21 protein-coding genes are annotated in these 19,051 nt (G+C 73.1%); 8 read left to right on the plus strand and 13 right to left on the minus strand.

The window, feature by feature from the left end:
- Window positions 1–77 precede the first annotated feature (77 nt).
- Window positions 78–1,256 (plus strand): acyltransferase family protein, encoded by a 1,179-nt coding sequence (locus tag ABFX51_RS33880; RefSeq protein WP_346056185.1) that lies wholly within the window; start codon window positions 78–80, stop codon window positions 1,254–1,256.
- On the opposite strand, the gene ABFX51_RS33885 is transcribed toward ABFX51_RS33880, so the two are convergent.
- From ABFX51_RS33885 to ABFX51_RS33895, 3 genes are read right to left on the minus strand one after another with little or no spacing between them, the layout of a single operon-like run.
- Window positions 1,249–1,725, minus strand: coding sequence for a hypothetical protein (locus ABFX51_RS33885; protein ID WP_346056186.1), 477 nt, complete (start codon window positions 1,723–1,725; stop codon window positions 1,249–1,251). The two genes, ABFX51_RS33880 and ABFX51_RS33885, sit on opposite strands and share 8 nt — an antisense overlap.
- Complete coding sequence (locus ABFX51_RS33890; RefSeq protein WP_091505531.1) at window positions 1,722–3,128, minus strand: sensor histidine kinase; 1,407 nt, start codon at window positions 3,126–3,128, stop codon at window positions 1,722–1,724. Before ABFX51_RS33890 ends, ABFX51_RS33885 begins: the two co-directional genes overlap by 4 nt.
- Window positions 3,125–3,799 (minus strand): response regulator transcription factor, encoded by a 675-nt coding sequence (locus tag ABFX51_RS33895; RefSeq protein ID WP_091505533.1) that lies wholly within the window; start codon window positions 3,797–3,799, stop codon window positions 3,125–3,127. The genes ABFX51_RS33890 and ABFX51_RS33895 overlap by 4 nt, the downstream gene beginning before the upstream one ends.
- 112 nt (window positions 3,800–3,911) lie before the next feature.
- Between ABFX51_RS33895 and ABFX51_RS33900 the strand changes: the two genes are divergently transcribed.
- Complete coding sequence (locus ABFX51_RS33900) at window positions 3,912–4,649, plus strand: SGNH/GDSL hydrolase family protein (RefSeq protein ID WP_177228630.1); 738 nt, start codon at window positions 3,912–3,914, stop codon at window positions 4,647–4,649.
- A 381-nt stretch (window positions 4,650–5,030) separates the two neighbouring features.
- Here the strand turns inward: ABFX51_RS33900 and ABFX51_RS33905 are convergent, their stop codons facing one another.
- Window positions 5,031–5,777 (minus strand): alpha/beta fold hydrolase, encoded by a 747-nt coding sequence (locus tag ABFX51_RS33905; RefSeq protein ID WP_346056187.1) that lies wholly within the window; start codon window positions 5,775–5,777, stop codon window positions 5,031–5,033.
- On the minus strand, window positions 5,777–6,151 hold the full coding sequence (locus tag ABFX51_RS33910; protein WP_346056188.1) for a DUF1330 domain-containing protein: 375 nt from the start codon (window positions 6,149–6,151) through the stop codon (window positions 5,777–5,779). Before ABFX51_RS33910 ends, ABFX51_RS33905 begins: the two co-directional genes overlap by 1 nt.
- A 79-nt stretch (window positions 6,152–6,230) precedes the next feature.
- Here ABFX51_RS33910 and ABFX51_RS33915 point away from each other — a divergent pair, with 79 nt between their 5' ends.
- Window positions 6,231–6,833: a TetR/AcrR family transcriptional regulator gene (locus tag ABFX51_RS33915; protein ID WP_346056190.1), complete on the plus strand. Its 603-nt coding sequence runs from the start codon at window positions 6,231–6,233 to the stop codon at window positions 6,831–6,833.
- Here the strand turns inward: ABFX51_RS33915 and ABFX51_RS33920 are convergent.
- Window positions 6,796–7,683 carry a LysR family transcriptional regulator gene (locus ABFX51_RS33920; RefSeq protein ID WP_346056191.1) on the minus strand — a complete coding sequence of 296 codons (888 nt, stop codon included), beginning with the start codon at window positions 7,681–7,683 and terminating at the stop codon, window positions 6,796–6,798. The genes ABFX51_RS33915 and ABFX51_RS33920 overlap by 38 nt on opposite strands.
- 84 nt (window positions 7,684–7,767) lie before the next feature.
- Between ABFX51_RS33920 and ABFX51_RS33925 the strand changes: the two genes are divergently transcribed.
- Window positions 7,768–8,637, plus strand: a complete 870-nt coding sequence (locus ABFX51_RS33925) for an LLM class flavin-dependent oxidoreductase (protein WP_346056192.1) — start codon at window positions 7,768–7,770, stop codon at window positions 8,635–8,637.
- Window position 8,638: 1 nt separating this feature from the next.
- On the opposite strand, the gene ABFX51_RS33930 is transcribed toward ABFX51_RS33925, so the two are convergent.
- A complete protein-coding gene (locus ABFX51_RS33930; RefSeq protein WP_346056194.1) occupies window positions 8,639–9,643 on the minus strand; it encodes an Lrp/AsnC family transcriptional regulator in 1,005 nt (334 codons plus the stop codon).
- A gap of 110 nt (window positions 9,644–9,753) precedes the next feature.
- Here ABFX51_RS33930 and ABFX51_RS33935 point away from each other — a divergent pair, with 110 nt between their 5' ends.
- The 3 genes from ABFX51_RS33935 to ABFX51_RS33945 are packed head-to-tail and all read left to right on the plus strand — an operon-like array spanning window position 9,754 to window position 13,024.
- Window positions 9,754–10,959, plus strand: a complete 1,206-nt coding sequence (locus ABFX51_RS33935) for a M20 metallopeptidase family protein (RefSeq protein ID WP_091505545.1) — start codon at window positions 9,754–9,756, stop codon at window positions 10,957–10,959.
- Window positions 10,956–12,233, plus strand: a complete 1,278-nt coding sequence (locus ABFX51_RS33940; RefSeq protein WP_091505547.1) for an MFS transporter — start codon at window positions 10,956–10,958, stop codon at window positions 12,231–12,233. The genes ABFX51_RS33935 and ABFX51_RS33940 overlap by 4 nt, the downstream gene beginning before the upstream one ends.
- Window positions 12,230–13,024 carry a cyclase family protein gene (locus ABFX51_RS33945; RefSeq protein ID WP_346056195.1) on the plus strand — a complete coding sequence of 265 codons (795 nt, stop codon included), beginning with the start codon at window positions 12,230–12,232 and terminating at the stop codon, window positions 13,022–13,024. Before ABFX51_RS33940 ends, ABFX51_RS33945 begins: the two co-directional genes overlap by 4 nt.
- Before the next feature lie 2 nt (window positions 13,025–13,026).
- Here ABFX51_RS33945 and ABFX51_RS33950 read toward each other — a convergent pair whose 3' ends face one another.
- From ABFX51_RS33950 to ABFX51_RS33965, 4 genes are read right to left on the minus strand one after another with little or no spacing between them, the layout of a single operon-like run.
- Window positions 13,027–13,920 carry an SMP-30/gluconolactonase/LRE family protein gene (locus ABFX51_RS33950; protein WP_346056196.1) on the minus strand — a complete coding sequence of 298 codons (894 nt, stop codon included), beginning with the start codon at window positions 13,918–13,920 and terminating at the stop codon, window positions 13,027–13,029.
- Window positions 13,920–14,927: an LLM class flavin-dependent oxidoreductase gene (locus ABFX51_RS33955; protein ID WP_346056197.1), complete on the minus strand. Its 1,008-nt coding sequence runs from the start codon at window positions 14,925–14,927 to the stop codon at window positions 13,920–13,922. The genes ABFX51_RS33950 and ABFX51_RS33955 overlap by 1 nt, the downstream gene beginning before the upstream one ends.
- Window positions 14,928–14,942: 15 nt before the next feature.
- Complete coding sequence (locus tag ABFX51_RS33960; RefSeq protein WP_346056198.1) at window positions 14,943–15,785, minus strand: SGNH/GDSL hydrolase family protein; 843 nt, start codon at window positions 15,783–15,785, stop codon at window positions 14,943–14,945.
- Window positions 15,782–17,116 (minus strand): MFS transporter, encoded by a 1,335-nt coding sequence (locus ABFX51_RS33965; protein ID WP_346056199.1) that lies wholly within the window; start codon window positions 17,114–17,116, stop codon window positions 15,782–15,784. The genes ABFX51_RS33960 and ABFX51_RS33965 overlap by 4 nt, the downstream gene beginning before the upstream one ends.
- 156 nt (window positions 17,117–17,272) lie before the next feature.
- On the opposite strand from ABFX51_RS33965, the gene ABFX51_RS33970 reads away from it, so the two are divergent.
- Window positions 17,273–17,893, plus strand: a complete 621-nt coding sequence (locus tag ABFX51_RS33970; RefSeq protein WP_346056200.1) for a TetR family transcriptional regulator — start codon at window positions 17,273–17,275, stop codon at window positions 17,891–17,893.
- Between the two features lie 34 nt (window positions 17,894–17,927).
- On the opposite strand, the gene ABFX51_RS33975 is transcribed toward ABFX51_RS33970, so the two are convergent.
- Entirely contained in the window at window positions 17,928–18,275 is a 348-nt protein-coding gene (locus ABFX51_RS33975; RefSeq protein WP_346056202.1) for a VOC family protein, read from the minus strand.
- The gene (locus ABFX51_RS33980; RefSeq protein ID WP_346056203.1) at window positions 18,262–18,993 is read right to left on the minus strand and encodes an IclR family transcriptional regulator domain-containing protein; all 732 of its coding nucleotides are present in this window, start codon (window positions 18,991–18,993) and stop codon (window positions 18,262–18,264) included. The genes ABFX51_RS33975 and ABFX51_RS33980 overlap by 14 nt, the downstream gene beginning before the upstream one ends.
- Window positions 18,994–19,051 lie beyond the last annotated feature (58 nt).

The raw sequence follows: 19,051 nt of genomic DNA on the forward strand, positions 1-19,051 counted from the left end.
TCCGGTCACCCCGCCTGCGACAGAACCGCGACCTGGCGCGGGCGGCGCGGGGACACCCGCCCGGCACGCTCGCCGGCATGGATCCGGCTGATCGACTCGCCTCCCCGCCGCGGACGGCCGCCCGGAAGGCGCACCTGCCCGCGCTGGACGGGCTGCGCGGGGTCGCCATCCTCGGGGTGCTGCTGTTCCACACCGGTCACCTGCCCGGCGGGTTCCTCGGCGTGGACCTGTTCTTCGCCCTCTCCGGCTACCTGATCACGGACCTCCTGCTGCGGGAGGCCGGCGCGACCGGGACCGTGTCGCTCGCCGCCTTCTGGGGCCGCCGGGTCCGCCGCCTGCTGCCCGCGCTCGCGCTCGTGCTCGCCGTGGTCACGGTCGTCGTCCGGCTGGCGGGCGAGCCCGATCTCGTGCGGACCACGCTCGCGGACGGGCCGTGGGTGCAGGCGAACCTCGTCAACTGGCACCTGCTCGCCGAATCCGCGAGCTACTGGGACCGCTTCGGGCCCGGCCGGGTGTTCGAGCACCTGTGGAGCATCGCCGTCGAGGAGCAGTTCTACCTCGTGTGGCCGGTGCTCGTGCTGCTCATCGCCCGGTCCGGCCGCCGCGTGCACGCCCGCGTCGCACTCGCGGCGGTGGTGATCTCCGTGGCGTCGGTGGTGCTGATGGCCGTGCTCGCCGACCCCGCCGATCCGACGCGGGTCTACACCGGCACCGACACCCGCGCGTTCTCGCTGCTGCTGGGCGCGCTGGCCGCGACCGCACCCGTGCGGAAAGCGCTTTCACGGCTGCCGGGCGCGGTGCAGCTGCTCCCGGCGGCGGCCGTCGCGGTGGTGTGGGCGCTCGCCGACGGGATGCACTCGCAGTGGCTGTTCACCGGCGGGCTGTTCGCCTACTCGCTCACCGCGTCCGCCCTCATCGGGCTCTGCGCGGCGGCCCCGCACGGCCGGGTCGCGACGGTACTGGCCTGGAAACCGTTGCGGTGGCTGGGCTCGGTGTCCTACAGCCTGTACCTGTGGCACTGGCCGGTGATCGTGCTGCTCTCCCCCGAGCGGACGCTCCTGGTGTTCGCGGTGTCGATCACGCTCGCCGCGTTGTCGAAGTACCTGGTCGAAGACCCGGTCCGCTTCCGGGCGCGGTGGGCGAGGGGACGGCGCGGGGTGTACGCCTTCACCGGTGTCATGCTCTCGCTCGCGATCCTGTGGCTGGCCGTGCCGGCGCCCCCTCCCCCGGTCGTCGACCTCACCGGCCTCACGTGATCAGCGGGCAGTGCCGCGGTGCCTCCGAGCCCGGGGCGGGGTGGACGAAGCCGAGCTGCACCGCCGTCCGCCTGGACCCCCCGCTTTGGACGTGCACGCCGAGCGCCGTGCAGACGATCTGGTCCGCTCCCCGCGGGGTCACGTCCTGCGGGTCCAGCGGCAGGATGATCCGCAGCGCCTCCGGCACGGTCGTCACGATGACCCGCGTCATCCCATGGGCCTGGATCTCCGTGTGCAGCCGGTCCCCGCCGGAACCGGGCCCGGTCAGCAGCAGGGACACCGCCTCGGTCACCGAGCCGAGGTGCCCGCTGCCGCGCAGCTGCGGCCGGAGCGCGCCGGTGCCGTCGACGAAGTACAGCGTGACCCCGGGCGCGAGGCCGGTCGGCGCGTCACCGGCATCGGTCACGCCGGAGGGCCGCACCCCGCACCCGGCGAGGAGCAGCAGCACCACCAGCAGGATCCCCCTCATCGCGCCTCCTCGCGGGGCAGGCGCAGCACGAACCGCGCCCCGCCGCCTTCGTCGTTGCCCGCCGTGAGCTCACCGCCGTGCAGCTGGGCGTTCTCCCGCGCGATCGCCAGCCCCAGCCCGCTGCCCGGGGTGCGGGTGCGTGCCGCGTCGGCCTTGTAGAAGCGGTCGAACACGTGCGGCAGCACCTCCCGCGGCAACCCCGGCCCGTGGTCGGTGACGACCACCGACAAGTCCTCTTCGGACACCCGGACGCGCACGCGCACCGGTGGCGCGCCGTGCCGCAGGGCGTTGCCGACGAGGTTGGCGACGATGACGTCCAGGCGCCGCCGGTCCAGCCGCAGCACGGCCGCCGCCGGGGCGTCGAGTTCGACCCGCCCGAGCCAGCCCCTGGCACGCAGGCAGTCCCGTACCGCGGTGGGCACGTCCACGTCCTCCAAGTGCAGTTGTGCGGTACCGGCGTCGAAGCGCGAGACCTCCATGAGGTCCTCGACGAGGCGCACCAGCCGCGCGGTCTCGGTGATCGCCAGCCGCGCGGACTCCCTGGCGTCCGGCTCCATGCCGTCCGCCGCGGCCGACAGCACCTCCATCACCGCGGTCAGCGTGCTCAGCGGGGTGCGCAGCTCGTGGGACACGTCGGCGGCGAACCGCCGGGCGTCGGCCTGCATCTGCCGCATCGCGGCCATCGACGTCTGCACCGACTCCGCCATCTCGTTGATCGTCACGGTCAGCTCGGCCAGCTCGTCGGCTCCCCTGGGTTCCGAGCGGGCGCCGAGGTCGCCCGCCGCGAGCCGGCGCGCGGTGTCGCGGAGCCTGCGGACCGGGCGCAGCACGCCGCGGGCCGCCAGCAGGGCCAGCAGCGCCGTGACCGGCAGCGTCAGCGCCGTGGTGATCCCCGCGGTCCGGGTGAGGTCGCCGACCTGCTGTTCGACGGCGGAGAGGTCGCGCACGGCGTACACCTCGACGCCGGAGGGCGTGCGCTTGCCGTCCGGCGCGGTGATCACGACGGGCATGCCCACGAGGAGCCACGGTCTGCCCTCGGCGGTGATGCGCTGCGTGACGAGCCGCGCCCGCGACCGCACGGCGGCACGCAGCTCGGGGGTGAGGAGGGGGACTTCGGACCCCGAGGCGGAAGCCGCCGTTCCGTAGGTGACCAGGGCGTCGTCGCCGACGGCGCCGCGGAGCCGGTCGAGCGCCTCCTGGTCGGGCGGGTAGGTCAGCTCGGGCGCGATGGCGGTGATCTGCCCGGCGATGGTCTCGGTGAGGCGCCGCTGGGTGGACTCGACCAGCGACGAGCTCGCCGAGCCCGCGCTCGACCAGGCCGCCGCGGCGGCGCCGAGCACGGTGACCAGCGTGAACGCGACCAGCAGCCGGGCACGCAGCCCGCGTGGCCACAGCCGTCTCATACCGGCCCGAAGCGGTAGCCGAAACCCCGCACGGTCTGGACGTAGACGGGAGCGGCCGGGTCGGTCTCGATCTTCGCGCGCAGCCGCTGCACGCAGTTGTCGACGAGCCGTGAGTCGCCGAGGTAGTCGTGCTCCCAGACCTCCTCCAGCAGCTGCTGACGCGTGAAGACCCGGCCGGGGGCGCGGGAAAGCGTCAGCAGCAACCGCAGTTCCGTTGGTGTCAGCGGCACCGGCTCACCGCTCAGCGACACGGTGAGCGCGGTGGTGTCGACGCGCAGCGCGCCGAAGGTCCGCACGCCGTCGGAGGCGCCCGCGCTGCGGCGCAGCACGGCCCGGATCCGGGCGTCCAGCACGGTCGGCTGCGCGGGCTTGACCACGTAGTCGTCCGCCCCCGCCGCGAGACCGCCGACGACGTCGTAGTCGTCGCCGCGGGCGGTCAGCATGATCACCGGCACCTCGCCGTCGGCCCGGATGCGGCGGCACACCTCGATCCCGTCGATGCCGGGCAGCATCAGGTCCAGCACCACCAGGTCCGCCGGGGTCTCGCGGAGTGCGCGAAGCCCGTCCTCGCCGGTCTCGGCGGTGTGCACGTCGTGGCCGTGCCGGGACAACGCGAGCTGGAGCCCCCGCCGGACCAGTGGGTCGTCTTCGATGAGCAGGATCGCCGCCACGGGGCCAGTATCGACGACCCCCGCGCGCCGTGCGGCAGGCGCCGGGTTCCTGCGACACAACCGGGACACGACGGCGGAACCCGTGGGACGCCACGACGGCACCGTGGCGGCCATGAGCAGAAAACTCCTCCTCACGCTCGGCCTTGCCGGGTTGCTCCTGCTGGGCACCGCCTGTGCGGCGGGCGAGTCCACGACGACCGGTGCCCACGCCGCCGGACTGTCCAAAGTGCTCTGGCTCGGCGACTCGATCGCGGAGGGCGAGGCGCTGCCGCTGGGTGCGGCGCTGAAGGCCAGCGGCACCGGGTTCACGTCCATCGCGGCCGACGGTGGCGGCAACGTCGTCGGCCCGTTCTCCGACAAGAACTGGGCCGAGCTGCCGGGGCAGATCACGGGGGCGAAACCGGACGTCGTGGTCTACCAGATCACCACCTACGACTGGGGCAGCGCGCAGGAACAGCAGGCGGCGTACGAAAAGCTGCTGACGACCGTCACGGGCGTGGGGGCGAAGCTCGTGTTCGTCACCATGCCGCCGATCCAGCCGGGCGAGTTTTACGAGCCGCACATGGCGGATCTGACGCGGACGACGTCCGTCGCGCAGGCGGTCGCGGCCGGGGGCAAGGCCACGGTGCTCGACGCGAGCGCCGTGTGGGGCGGCGAGTACCAGCAGCAGCGGGACGGCAAGGCCGACCGCAGCTCGGACGGGATCCACACGTGCCCACAGGGTGCGGCGCGCTTCACCAGCTGGCTGCTGGGCGAGCTGGCAAAGCTGTTCCCCGGCTTCACGCCGGCGAGCGCGCCGACGTGGGCCAACACCGGCTGGTCGGCAGACAAGCGCTTCCACGGCTGCTGAACCCGCAGCCGTCGGTGCAGACGGCGCGGCCACACCGACGGCTCACCCCCGGCTCGCCCAGGATCTCGGGACAGGCCCTGGGGCGAGCTGGTGACCTGGCCCCAGGCCCAACTCCGCGCCCGCGGCCGCACGCGCCGGATCCTAGGCAAGCCATCAGCGCCGAGCCGATGGCCGATCGCGGCAGCACCGCGAGCCGGGTCTTGGGCAAGCTGCCGCAGTCACCCCAAACCCGCCCAGAACTCCGCGATCGCGGCCGCAGCGCGCGCCGGGTCCTGGGCCAGCCACCAGTGGCCTAGACCTCCCAGCCTCGCCACGCGGGCGCCCGCCCGCCGGGCCACGCTGGCCGCACTCAGGCCGGGCCTTGGGCCATACCGCCCGCAGTCACCCCAAACCCGCCCAGAACTCCGCGATCGCGGCGGCACTACGTGCCGGATCCTGGGCCAGCCACCAGTGCCCCAGCCCTTCCAGCGTCGCCACGTGGGCGCCCGCCCGCCGGGCCGCGCGTCGCCGCTGCTCCTCTGTGCCCACGACCTGGTCCTCGGTCGCCAGCACCACCAGACCCGGGCGTTGCGCCGCCCGTTCCAGGTCACGGCCCAGCTCGGCCATCACCGGCTGCGCCGCGGAACGGTACAACGCCAGCACCGCGCGGCCCATCTCCTCGTTCATCCCCTCCGCGAGCCGCTTCGCCACGGCCTCGCTCATCCCGCGCCCGACCAGCAGCTCGACCCGCTCCGCGAACGGGGCGCCGAACCGCTCGGCCACATCCGCCTCGCCCACCCCCGGTGTCTGCCAGCGCCGCGCCAGCTCGTGCCACTCGTAGTCCGGCTCGAGCCCGCCCGCCGTGTCGCTGACCCAGCTGCGCACGAGATCGGGACGGCTCATCACCGCGCCCAGCACGTGGTGCCCGCCCCAGTCGTGCCCCACCAGGTCCACCGGCTCCGTGAACCGGGACAGCTCCGCGATCAGCCAGTCCCGGTAGTCCCCGACGGTCGCGCCGAAGCCCTCGGGCAGCGGCGCGCCGAACCCCGGCGGGGACAGGCACACGACGTCGTCGCGCCCGAGCTCGGCCAGCAGCGGCTCCCACACCGCCGCGGTTTCCGGGTTGCCGTGCACGAACACCGCGGGCATCAGACCACCACCTCGCCGCGCGGCACGGTCGGCTGCAGCACCGACTCGGCCAGCGCCTCCGACCGGAAGTGAGCCACCGCCTGGTACTCCGGGTCGCGGAGCATCGCGGCGAACGCCTGCCTGCTCGGGTACCGCACCAGCAGCACCATGTCCCACGCCTGCCCGTCCTCGGCGACGAGGGGCCGCCCGCCGTCGCCGAGGTAGGCGACCTCGACGCCGTAGCGCGCGTTGATCTCCGGGCCGAGCGACTCGGCGTACCGCCGGTAGCTTTCGCGCCCGCCGGGCCGGAAGCGCAGCAGGTTGAGCATCACGACCGGGCCGCCGGGGTCCTCCGCCAGCAGCGTGTCCAGTGCGTGTTCTTCGACTTCGATCATGGAAAGCCTCCGATTCGGGATCCCTCCCACCGTGGCACACTTGTTGGTCAGCTGGCAAGTATGTTGTAGACTCACGGCCATGACCACCTCCCGCCGAACGCAGCAGGAACGCCGCGAGCAGGCCGAGAACGCCCTGCTCCGCGCCGCCGCCGAACTGGTCGTCGAACAGGGGGTGCGCTCGCTGACGCTGGCCCGCGTGAGCGAACGCGCCGGCTACAGCCGCGGCCTCGTGACGCACCACTTCGGCGCCAAGCAGGTGCTGGTCGAGCGCCTGGCGCGCGCCGCGCAGGCCGGGTTCGTGCCCGGTCTCGCCGACCTGCCCCCCGGGCTGGAGCGGCTGCTGAAGCTGATCGACGGCTACATCGGCGCGCTCGGCAGGCTCGACTCGTTCAACCGGGCGTTCCTCCTGCTGTGGGCGGAAGCGGCCACGACACCGGAACTCGCACCGATCTTCCGCGAGCGGGACGAGGCGTTCCGCGCCGACCTGCGTGAGGAGGTCGCCGCCGGGCTCGCCGAGGGCACCATCCGCGCCGACGCCGAACCGGACGACGTGGCGATCGCCGTCGTCGGGCAGTTGCGCGGAATCGCGCTGCAGCGGTTCCTCTCCCCCGAGTCCGTCGACACGGAACGGCTGCGGCGGTCCGTCACGCGGTACTGGCGCGAAGCTCTGGCGCGTCGGTGAAAGCGGCCATGAACGAGCCGACGCAGAAGTCCGGTGTGGACAGTGAGACGACGAGGTGACCGTCGATCTCCAGCGGCGGTTCGAGCGGCACGGCCCGCACGCGGCGTGACGCGAGTGCGGCCAGTTGCTCGGCGGGCAGCAGCGTCCAGGCCCCGGCGCGGGCGCCGACGTCGACCAGCACGCTGAGCACGCTCCCGGCGGCGACCCTGCCCGGCGGATTCACGCCCGCCTGCCGCAGGGCCGACATGACCGCGTCGTACAGCGGGGGGTCCTGCGCTCGCGCGGGCAGCCGCAGCGCCGCGGGGTCGAGGTCCGCGAGGGTCACGGCGCTCCGGTCCGCGAGCGGATGGTCCCTCGCGACCGCGACCCGCAGTGGTTCGGACCACGCGCGCACCACCTGGAACCCGTCGGGGACGACCGCACCGTGCACCAGCGCCAGGTCCAGTTCGCCGTTGCGCACGGCGTTGAGCCGCGCGGGCACCGGCAGGTCCACCAGCACGACCTCACCGGTCGGCGACTCGCCGCGCAGCGCGGCGACGCCCCGCTCCAGGCGTGCGGTCAGCCCGGAGGTCACCCCGATCCGCACCCTGGCCGCCGATTCCGCGGCCACCACGCGGACCCGCGCCGCGGCCGCGAGGGTTTCCCGCGCCGCCGCCAGCACGCGCTCCCCGGCGGGGGTGAGCCGGACCCGGCGGGCGGAGCGGTCGAACAGCCGCACGCCCAGCTCGCGTTCGAGCCGCGCGATCTGCTGGCTCACCGCCGCCTGCACGATCCGCAGCCGCTCGGCGGCACGGCCGAAGTGCAGTTCCTCCGCGACCACGACGAAGTACCGCAGCGTGCGCAGCTCCACGACCCCTCCACGATCACAAAAAGTGATTGCTGCCGACTCTAGTCGAGGCTGGTTCGCGGCGGTCCCGCGTATTGGGATGGAGCCATGCGAATCGGTACGAGCACGATCAACTCCGCCACGCCGGGCGACTTCGCGGCCGGCGCCGCCGACGCCGCGCGGCGCGGCTTCGACAGCTTCTGGACCAACCAGCTCCCGGGCGGATGGGACCCGTTCGTCACGCTGACGGGGTTCCGCGAGCGCCCGCGTGAGATCGGCACCGCGGTCGCGCTCACCTACCCCCGCCACCCGGCGACGCTCGCCGCCGAAGCGCTGACCTTGCAGGCCGCCACGGGCGGGGGCCTGGTGCTGGGCGTCGGCGCCGGGCACGAGTGGTACGTGCAGGGCCAGCTGGGCCTGTCCTACGCCTCCCCACTGCGGCACACGCGCGAGTACCTCACCGTCCTGCGCCCGCTACTGCGAGGTGAACAGGTCGACCACGAGGGCGAGTACTTCACCGTCCACACGCGACTGAACGTCGAGGCCCCCGCTCCCCCAGTGCTGATGGCCGCGCTCGGCCCGCGCATGCTCGCGCTCGCGGGCGAGCTGACCGAGGGCGTGGTCTCGACCTGGGTGACCCCGGAGGTCATCAGCGACCACGTCGTCCCCAGCCTGCCGGCGGGCGCCCGCATCGTCGTCGGGGTGGTGGTCTCGGTGACCGACGAGCCGGACCGGGTGCGGGAGCGCCTCGCCGCGGACTTCGGCGGTGTCGGGGAGCTGCCCGCCTACCGCGCTTCCCTCGCCCGCGCCGGCCTGTCCAGCCCGGCGGACGCCACGGTGCTGGGAAACGAAGCCGCGGTCGGGGAAGCGATCGCCCGCTTCCGCGACGCGGGCACCACCGACCTCGTCGTGATCCCGCTCGGTTCGCCCGAGGAGCAGGCACGCACGCTCGACGTGGTGGCCACGTTCAAGAACTGACTCACAACGGCGTCACGACCTTCCCGGTGGCGCGGCCCTCGGCGTCGAGGAGCCAGCCCATGCGTTTCGGGGTGCGCAGGTTGATCCCGCTGTCCCGGATGGACAGCCACGGCAGGCGTTCCCCGACCAGCTGCTCAAGCCGGGTCAGGTCGGCCAGCGAACGGGTCCACACCGTGAAGGCGAGGGTGGCGTCCCCGGTGATCGAGGCGCACATCCGCAGTTCCGGCAGCGTCACGAGCGCGGCGACCGTGCGCTCCTGGTCCGCCGGGGACACCGCCACCGTCCAGGTGCTGCTGACCGGGTGACCGGACACCGACTGCGCCACCTCGCACCGGAACGTCAGGACCCCCGAAGCGAGCAGGCGGCCGAGCTGCCGCCGCACCGTCGCCGGGTTGCGCCCCGTCGCGCGGGCGCAGTCCGCGGCGGTGGCGCGCCCGTCGGCGGCGAGCACCTCGATCAGCGGTCCGGCGTCGGCGGGCGGCGTCACCCCGGGCACCGGCCGCATCGCCCTGGCCGCCGCTTCGAACGCCGCCACCTGCCCGGGGTCGAGCGCGCCCAGCCGCCAGTCGCCGCCGTCGCGGTGCATCGTGGTGATCACGGAGGTGCGCTGCCGCTCGACCCCGGGCACCGAACCCAGGTCGTCGAGCACGAACTCGGTCAGCCCGGCGAGGTCGCGGGTGATGGTGGTGAGCAGCAGGTCCCGGCCCCTGGTCGACTCCTCGACCGTCGCCGCTCTCGGGTCGGCGCAGATCGCCTCGACGACGTCGGCGCGGGCGCCCGGCAGGCAGTCGACCTCGACCAGCGCCAGTACCACGCGCCGGTAGTCGCCGCCCCGGTGCGCGGTGACCCACGCCAGCCCCTCGCGCCGCAGCCGCGCCCACCGGGCGGCGAGCGTCGCGGGTGTCGAACCCAGGATGCGCGCGGCCTCGGCCCAGCTGACGCGCGGCGCGATCTGCAGCCCGTGCAGCAGTTCGAGGTCGAGTTCCGTCAACGCCTCCGGATGCACGAATCCTCCTCAGAACCGGGCTTCGGTGCGCGAATCGAAAGTTTTCCGCCCGATCGACTCTAACGACACCCACACTCTGCCGAAAGTTCGAGCGAGTGAGGAGGACCGGGATGTCGGTGGTGGCGGACGCGCGGGAGCTGGCGGGCGAGCTCGTCGGGCTCCGGCGGGCCCTGCACCGGGAACCGGAGGTCGGCCTGCACCTGCCGCGCACGCAGGAGCGGGTGCTGCGGGCACTCGACGGGCTGCCGCTGGAGATCACGACCGGCCGCGACTGCACGTCGGTCACCGCGGTGCTGCGGGGCCGCGGGGACGGCGTGGTGCTGCTGCGGGGCGACATGGACGCGCTGCCGGTACAGGAGGAGACCGGGCTGGCGTTCGCGTCCGAAGTGGACGGTGCGATGCACGGGTGCGGGCACGACCTGCACACCGCGATGCTCGTGGGCGCCGCCCACCTCCTCTCCGCCCGGCGGGACCGGCTCGGCGGCGACGTCGTGTTCATGTTCCAGCCCGGCGAGGAGGGCTGGGAAGGCGCGCGCACGATGATCCGCGAAGGCGTCCTCGACGCCGCGGGACGACGCGCCGACGCCGCGTACGGGCTGCACGTGTTCTCCAACCTCGGCCCCGCGGGGCGGTTTTCCACCCGTCCCGGGGTGATGCTCGCGGCGTCCGCGACGCTGACCGTCACCGTGCACGGCGAAGGCGGCCACGGTTCGGCGCCACACCAGGCGAAGGACCCGGTGCCCGTCCTCGCGGAGATGGTCACCGCGCTGCAGACCGCCGTGACGCGCCGGTTCGACGTGTTCGACCCGGTGGTGCTGACGGTCGGGGTGCTGCGGGCGGGCACGCGCAGCAACGTCATCCCCGACACCGCGGCCTTCGAGGCCACCATCCGCACCTTCTCCGAGGAGTCGGGGCGGCGGATGCGGGAGACGGCGCTGCGCGTGGTGTCCGGTATCGCGGAGGCGCACGGCGTGACCGCCGAGGCGGACTACACCGAGGGCCGCCCGCCCACGATCAACGACGACGAGGAGGCCGCGTTCGCCCGTGAGGTGGTGGCCGAGACGTTCGGCGACGAGCGCTACGCCCCCTTGGCCGACCCGTTCACCGGCGCCGAGGACTTCTCCCGCGTCCTGCGGGAGGTGCCCGGCTGCTTCCTCGCGCTGGGCGCGCTGCCGCCGGGAGCCGACCCGGACAAGGCGCCGTACAACCACAGCCCGCGTGCCGTCTTCGACGACTCCGTCGTCGGAGACGGCGCCGCCCTGCTGACCGAGCTGGCCCGGCGCCGGCTCCTCACCCCTTCCGGAGGCCAACGATGACCGACACCGCCCAACAGCAGCAGGCACCCGCGACGCGGCGCACGTCCCAGCTCGTCGGGACCGCGCTCGGGCACGCGCTGGAGTGGTACGACTGGGGGATCTACGCGATCTTCGTGCCGTTTTTCGCGACGCAGTTCTTCTCGCAGGGCGACCAGTTTTCCGCCGTGCTGTCGAGCCTCGCGGTGTTCGCGGTCGGCTTCATCGCCCGCCCGGTCGGCGGTTTCCTGTTCGGCTGGCTCGCGGACCGGATCGGACGGCGCGTCACCATGTCGGCGACGGTCGCGACGATCGCCGCCGCGAGCTTCGTCATCGGGATCGCCCCGACCTACGCCAGTGTCGGCGCGTGGGCGTCGCTGATCCTGCTCCTCGCCCGCGTGGTGCAGGGCCTCGCGTGTGGCGGCGAGCTGCCGTCGGCGCAGACCTACCTGTCGGAGATCGCGCCCGCCGCCCGGCGCGGGAAGTGGTCCAGCCTCATCTACATCGCCAGCGTGTTCGGCAACACCGTCGGCGTGCTACTGGGGCTGGTGCTCACACTGACGCTGACGTCCGGGCAGATGCACTCGTTCGGCTGGCGCATCCCGTTCCTGCTCGGCGGTGTGTTCGGCCTGGTGGCCGTCTACATGCGACGGAAGATGGCCGAGACGGAGGCCTTCACGCAGGCGGGCGCCGAGCGGCCCAGGCTGTGGCCGCAGCTCGTCGCGCACCGCAAGGAGGCGGTGCGGGTCATCGGCCTGTCGGTCGGCTTCACCGTCGTCTACTACTCGTGGGTGGTCGCCGCGCCCGCGTACGCCATCAGCACGCTCCACGTGTCCTCCACCGGCGCGCTGTGGGCCGGGGTGGCGTCGGCCGTGCTGCTGATCGCCGTGATGCCGTTCTGGGGCGCGCTTTCCGACCGCATCGGCCGCAAACCCGTGCTGCTGATCTCGACCGTCGGCGGCGCGGTCACGCTCTACCCGGTGCAGCTGCTCGCGCAGGACAGCGCGTGGCGGCTGTTCGCGGGGATGGCGCTGGCGGCGGTGTTCATCTCGGCCGGGGTGTCGATCCTGCCCGCGGTCTACGCGGAGATGTTCCCGACCCGCATCCGCGCCGTCGGGCTGGCGGTACCGTACTCGGTGGCCGTGGCGCTGTTCGGTGGCACGGCGCCGTACCTGCAGACGTGGATCGGCGCGAACCTCGGGCGCTCGTCGTACACCGGGTACCTGGTCCTGCTGCTGCTCGTGTCGGCCGTGGTGATCGCGACGATGCCCGAAACCCGCGGAAAGGACCTCAGGTGAGCCCCTCCCTGCTCGACGCGCTCGCCGCCGCCCGGCCTCGGGTCGTGGACCTGGCCCAGCCCCTTCGCGACGGTATGCCGTGTTCGCCCACCCACCCCGGTTTCCACCTGGCACTGGCCCGCCGCCACGGTGACGTGGCGAGGCCGGACGGGATGACGGGTGCGCACGAGCTGCTCGTGCTGGGCGGTCACGTCGGCACGCACATGGACGCGTTGTCGCACGTGGCGGTGGACGGCCGGTTTCACGGCGGGGCCCCGGCCGTCGTGGAGAACGGGCGGTACCGCAGCCACGGGATCGACGAGGTCGCGCCGCTGGTGTGCCGCGGCGTGCTCGTCGACGTCCCGGCCCGGCGCGGGGTCGCGCGGCTCGCGCCCGGGGAACCCGTCACGGCCGAAGACCTGGCGGACAGCGACATCCGCGAGGGCGACGTCGTGTTGATCCGGACGGGCTGGGCCCAGCTGTGGGAGGACGCCAGCGCCTACGTCGGCGGCGAGAGCGGGGTGCCCGGGCTCACCGCCGACGGCGCGGAGCAGCTGGCCGCCGCCGGGGTCGCGGCTGTCGGCGCCGACACGATCGCGCTGGAGCACATCCCCGCCGGCGCCGGGCTCGCGCGGCTGCCGGTGCACCGGATCCTCCTGCACGAGCACGGGATCAACCTCATCGAGGTGCTCAACCTCGAGCCGCTGGCGGAGACGGGCGCGCGGGAGTTCTTGTTCGTCGGCGCTCCGCTGCCCGTCGTCGGGGCCACGGGAGCGCCCATCCGCCCGCTTGCGCTCGTCGAGCGGGGCTGAGGTCAGGGCCGCCCGGCGTGCGGGCTTTCCACGCGCACCGCGCGCAGGGTGCCCTCCCGTTCCCGGGTGCGGGCGTCCTCGTGGAAGTCGGGCGCGGCGCACACGAACAACGTGCGCCCGTCCTCCCCACCGAGCATGCACGCGAAAGCCCCGGTGCCGGGCGAGATCTCCTCGCTGACCTCGCCGCCCTCCCGCACCCGCAGCACGCGGTTGCCGGTGGCGTCGGCGACCCACAGCGCGCCTTCGGCGTCGAGGCAGCAGCCGTCCGGCGCGACGACCACCTGGGCGAACAGCGGCTCCAGGTTCCGGTCGGTCGGCAGCTCGCCGAACTTCGCCCACGTGCGGCGGTTGACGAGGTCGCCGTCGTCGGTGACGTCGAAGGCGCTGACGCGGTTGCCGAAGGTCTCGCAGACCAGGAGCACCCCGTCGTCGGTCAGCACGCTGCCGTTGGGGAACCACACGTCCTCGGCGACCGTGGTGACGGTGCCGTCCGGATCGGCCCGCAGCAACGCCGCGGTCTCCAGCGGGGCGCCGCCCATCAGGTCGAACCCGAACTCGCCCACGAACGCCCGCCCGCGCGCGTCGACGACCATGTCGTTGGGATAGCCCTTGACGTGGCTGGACAGGTCGGCGTGGGTGACGAGGCTGCCGTCGGGTTCACGGCGGAGCAGGCGCGCGTCCCGCATCGAGACGACCAGGAGCCGCCCGTCCGGCAGCCAGCCCAGCCCGGACGGCTGCCCTTCGACCTCGGCCTCGACGCGGAGATCACCGCCGTCCTCCGTGGCGGAGTACACGCGGTGGGTGTAGAAGTCGGCGAACCAGATCCGCCCCTCGTGCCAGCGGGGGCACTCCAGGAACGAAAGCCCGTCGACGACCGTCTGGATCTCCCGGCTCATCACGCACCTCCGGCAAGTACTGGGTCTGCGGCTTCGAGGAAGTGTTCCAGTTCCGCGCGCACATCGGAACCACACGGCTGGAAGACGATCTCGGTGACGCCGAGCGCCTGGAACTCGTCCAGTTTGCGGCGGATCTCGGCGCGGGTGCCGCTGAGCGTGACGTCCCGCAGCGTCACGCTCCCGCCGGCCCGCCACGCCGCGGTGTCCGCCGCGTTGAGCTCGACGCAGTGTCCGCTGTGGACGGACAGGTGGCGCTGCTCCGGCGGCTCCGCCTCCAGTGCGTCGAGCCATTCCTGCCCGCCGGGCAGTGCGCGCACGGCATCCGGGCCGCCGAACTCGTAGGCGCCGTGCAGCGACAGGGCCCAGCCGGGGCCGGCCGTCTCCCTCGCGTGGTCGGAGTCGGGCGCCTCGTCCTCGTCGAGCACGGTCCCCCACGCGAGATAGGCCACCCAGGGGTGTTCGCTCATGAACTCCGGGGTGCTCAACGTCGCGTACAGCCCGTCGCCGAGCTCCCGCGCGACCTTGGCGCCCTTGGGTCCCAGCGCGCCGACGAGCACCGGGACCTCGACGGGCCGCGACGGCGCGTGCCCTTCCGGATGCAGCATCCGCATCCGCGCGCCCTCCCACTCGATGGTCTCGCCCCTCAGCAGCGCGCGGTAGGCGCGGATGTAGGAATCCATGTACGACCAGGGAACCGCGCCGTAGCCCATCGCGCGGCGCCCGGTGAACCCGGTGCCGAAGGCGACCGCGACGCGGCCGGGCGCGAGCGCCGTGAGGGCGGCCGTCGCCGCCGCGTTGACCATCGGGTGCCGCAGGCTCGGCACGAGCACGCCCGGCCCCAGCCCGATGCGCTCGGTGCGCTCGGCGGCCAGTGCGAGCATCATCCACACGTCCGGGCTCTGCTGGGGCGTGTCGTAGAGCCACGCGCGGTGGTAGCCGAGCTCCTCCGCGAGCGCGATGTTGTCCGGTGAGTCCAGTGCGGTGGGAAACGCGCAGGACACGTCCATCGGGTCCTCCTCCCGTCAGTGCCGGTTCTCCAGTGCGCCGGCCAGTATCGCGGCCACGTGCCGCATGCCTTCGGCGTTCGGGTGGTAGGGGTACGCGGGCGACGACGGTGTCGCCCCCTCCAGCCAACGCCGCTCCGGTGGTTCACACAGGCCGTGCCGCGCACTGGGCAGCCGGATGTCTACATAGGACGCCCGGTGCGTCACGGCCTGCCACGCCAGCATCCCCGCGACCATGTCCAATCTGGACTGGATGTAGTTCGCGTCCGCGGGCGTGTACGGGTCGGCGGGGAAACAGCCGCCGGGGCGCCAGTACGTCAGGTACCCGGTCACGACGATCTTCGCGTGCGGGGACCGGCGGTGGATCTCGTTCAGCGCCGCACCGACTTTCGGGGCGGTGTCCCGGATCCTCGCGGCGAAGGTGTCCACGCCGCCGGAGTCGTACCGCTCCCGGCACGAGGGCTGGGCCGGGACGCCACCGGGGCTCGCGCACGCGACGAACGCCGAGGACAGCACGATGTCGTTGGCGCCGATCGCGACCGTGACCAGGTCCGTGTCCGGCCGCAGCGCGCCGAACTGGGGCGGCACGATCCCGGCCTGGCGACCGGTGAAGTCGGCCGTCGTGGCGCCTGAGCACGACACGTCGGTGAGCGCCGCGTGCAGCGTCGCGGCCAGCACGTGCGGCCAGTTCCGGTCCGAGCGCAGGCACGTCGTGTCGATCTGGTCGGGGATCAGCGGGCCCGCCGCCGACGAGTCGCCCAGCGCCACGTACCGCAGCGGACCGCCCGCCACCGCCTGCCCGCCCGTCACACACCACAGCAGGACCGCCAGCGCGAGGGCGGCCACGCGCCGCGCGGTCACGCCGCCCCGCTCCGGTCGACGGCGACCGGCGCGGCGGTGTCGTCCCGGCGGTGCCGGAGGGTGCGCGCCAGCACCGGCACGAGCGCGACGGCGACGACGGACGCGACGAGCAGCGTGTAGTACGGCGACAGCAGGTTGCCGGTCGCCTCCTCGATGAGCCCGTAGGCGTAGGGCCCGACAAACCCGCCGGTGATGCCCACGGTGTTGATGAACGCCAGCCCCGCCGCGGCCATCAGCCCGGACATGCGGGACATCGCGACGGACCAGAACAACGGCAGCGTGCCGAGCGCGAAGAAGCTGGACAGGAAGATCAGCACGATGCGCACCGGCGCGTACGGCAACAGCAGGAACAGCGTCAGGATGACCAGCGTGCCCCCGGCGCCGACACCGATGAGGGTCACCTCGTGGCCGATGCGCCGCTTGAGCCACGGGAAGAACAGCACGCCGGCCAGCCCCGCGAGCCCGCCGCTGCCCGCGACGAGCCCGACCAGGAACGTGTTCTTGATGCCGATCGACTGCAGCAGCGACGGGTAGTTGAAGCCCACGCCGGAGCTGATCGCCTGGTTGATGAAGTAGATCGCGGCGAGCGCGAGCACCGGCGGGCGCCCGAAGGCCAGCCGCAGGTTGCCCCGGATCCGTTCCGGCGACGGGGCGTCGTGCGCGACCGCGCGCTCGCTCAGTTCGATGGCCTGCTCGGGGGTGAGCCACTTCGCGTCCGTCGGGCGCCCCGGCAGCGCGAACCAGACCAGCACCCCGGCGGCGATCGTGACCAGGCCTTCGATGAGGAACATCCACTGCCAGCCCTGCAGGCCGCCGAGCCCGTCCAGCTCCATCAGCGCGCCACCGGCGGGCGCGCCGAGGAAGATCGCGACACACGGCGCCACGTAGATGAACCCGACGATCGTCACCCGGTGCCGCTGCGAGAACCACAGCGTGACCAGGTACATCATCGCGGGGAACAGACCCGCCTCCGCCGCGCCGAGCAGCAGCCGCAGCAGGTAGAACGACCACTCGTTGCGCACGAACATCATCGCCGCCGAGACCGCGCCCCACGTCAGGGCGATGCGGGTGATCCACACCCGCGCGCCGACGCGGTAGAGGACGAGGTTGCTCGGCACTTCCAGCAGGGCGTAGGTCAGGAAGAACAGCCCGGCGCCGAGCCCGTAGGCGGCCGCGCCGATGCCGATGTCGGCCTCCAGCGACGTCTTCGCCAGCGAGATGTTCGTCCGGTCGACGTAGGACATGAAGTAGGCGATGCCCAGGACGGGCAGGAGCCGGACCATGGCCCGTTTCGTCGCCAGCTCGTGCAGCAGGTCTTTCGCGTTCGCCATCGCCACGACCCTCCGTGAGCCACTTTGCTCTGGAATTTCTGCCGGTCTACCTGCGATACTACCGAGTATCACGGTAAGCGCCCCGCGTTCGCCGTGTCAACGCCGGGCGCCGGGCGTGCGACGATGGCGGCGGTCTTCGCGAGGGGAGGAGCAACGGTGAGCGCGAGCCCAGAGGTGGCTTCGGAGGTGTGGCAGCGGATCCTCGACGCCGCCGCCGAGGCGTTCATGGTCAACGGGTTCGCCAACGCGACGATCGACGACATCGCGCGTGAGGTGGGGGCGACGAAGGGCTTGGTGTACTACCACTTCCGCTCGAAGTTCGACATCTACCTCGCCGTGTACGAGGAGGGCATGCGGCGCGTCCGGGAGCGGGTCGAGCCCCACGCGCGGGGCGGGGGCAGCGGCCGGGACCGGCTCGTGGCGATGTGCGTGGCGCACGAGATCAACCTGATGGAGGACCTGGCCTACCACCACGTCGTGCACCAGGGCGTGCGGGACCAGCGCTCGACGGCGCTGAAGGCGCGTCAGCGGGACGCGCTGACGGAGCTGAACAGGCTGCGCAGCGACTACGAGGACCTGTTCCGCGGTGTCGTCACGGAAGGCATCGAGGACGGTTCGCTCCGCCGGGTGGACGCCGCCCTGGCGACGAGGACGCTGCTGAGCAACCTGAACGCGGTGGACATGTGGTACCACCGCCGCGAAGGCCAGCCACCCGACGAGGTGCACGACCTCGCGAGGCGGGTCGTGGACCTGCTGATCGGCGGTTTGGCGGCCTGAGGGGAGCCGGACCCGGCCGAGAAAGCCCCGCGAATCAGCCCGCCTGGATGTACTCGAACACCGCGCCGTCGCCGTGGCGGGCGATCATGCGGGCGCCGTTCGGGCCCTCGCCGGGGCCTTCGAGGACCTGACCGCCGCCGGCGGTGACCGCGGCGCGCGCCGCCTCGATGTCCGCCACCAGCAGGGTCGCCGTCCTCCGCACCCGTGACAGCTCCTCGGCCTCCCCTGCCAGCAGCAGGAACGGGCCGACCCACGCCAGTTCGACCGCGCCGAAACGGAAGCGCCTGACCTCGGTGGTCCCGGCGAGTGCGCGGTAGGTGTCCAGCGCCGCGTCAAGGTCGTCGACCTCGACCCTCGCCAGCACGCGCTCAACGATCGGCACCGGCGTCCTCCTCCCGGTACGCACGCTCGATCCGCTCGGCGGCCTCGGTGAGCGCGGGGCGCAGCGTTTCCGCCAGCGCCGAAGCGCTCACGCGGTCGGCGTGCGCGGAGATCCCGATGGCGGCCACGGTGGCCGGCGCCCCATCGCGGACGGGCACGGCGACCGAGCGGACACCTTCCTCCTCAGCGGCGAACCAGCCGTCCCGCCGGGCCGCGTCGATTTCCGCGCGCAACGCCGCGTCGAACCGCTCACTCGCCAGGTCACCGTCCGGTCTGCCGGCGAGCAGGACCCGGCCCAGCGACGTCCGGTGGGCCGCGACGCTGCTGCCCACGGTGACCACGGGCGCCATCAGGCGCTTGCCCGGCACGTGCACGACGTACACGACCTTGTCCCCGTCCAGCACGGCCATCGACGCCGACTCGGTGAAGCGCGCGGACAGCTCCGCCAGGTGCGGCAGGGCGAGCCGCGGCAGGCGCAGCGCGGCGAGGTAGGCGTTGCCGAGTTCGAGCACCGCGGGGTGCAGGCGGAACTGCTGCCGGTCCGCGCGGAGGTACCCCCTGGCCACCAGCGTGTGCAGGAAACGCCGGGCCGACGCGCGGTCGAGGCCGCTTTCCTTGGCGACCTCGCTGAGCGTCATGCCGTCCTGATCGGGCCGGAACGCCGCGAGGACGGCCAGCCCGCGTTCCACGGAGGCCACCAGCTCCGGGTCTTCGTTCACGCCCGCAGCCTAACACCAGCCGAGCGTCCAGCGCACAACTGTGCGATCCGTGAAACAC

This window comes from Amycolatopsis dongchuanensis, from assembly GCF_039542405.1.
GTDB classification, from domain to species: Bacteria; Actinomycetota; Actinomycetes; order Mycobacteriales; family Pseudonocardiaceae; genus Amycolatopsis_E; species Amycolatopsis_E sacchari.